The organism is Pseudarthrobacter sp. 05T312, assembly GCF_056396685.1.
This window is the reverse complement of sequence record NZ_JBFTLY010000072.1, coordinates 1-374: the sequence shown is the minus strand read 5'-3', so window position 1 is coordinate 374 and position 374 is coordinate 1. Positions and strand designations below refer to the sequence as shown.

The 374-nt window shown below is 38.5% G+C and carries 1 protein-coding gene; it reads left to right on the top strand.

Annotation, left to right across the window (positions count from 1 at the left end):
• Positions 1 to 22: 22 nt before the first annotated feature.
• Positions 23 to 374 (top strand): protein rep (locus tag AC1DIP_RS22365; protein WP_477735137.1); only part of this gene is annotated, 352 nt, incomplete at its 3' end.

Sequence of the window (374 nt, the reverse complement as noted above, 5' to 3'; positions counted from 1 at the left end):
TCACTTTCATGTGTTATTATTCATGAAGTCTACTTATTTTAATATCGGTTATATGAAAAATGAGGCTTGGAGTGAACTTTGGAGGGATTGTTTAGGTGTGGATTACACACCGTCAGTAAAGATTAAAGCAGTCAGGAACAAGAAGACGGGTGAAGTGGTAAAAATGGGTGAAGACGGCATGGAACATGCTGTTGCAGAGACTTTGAAGTATTCAGTAAAGCCAGCAGATATGTATGCAGATCGTGAATGGTTTCACGAGATGACAAGACAAGTCCATAAGATGAGATTTGTCTCTACGGGTGGAGTGCTGAAAGATATATTCAGCGAAGATGTATCAGAAGAAGAAATGTTATTATTGAATGACGAGGAAGAAA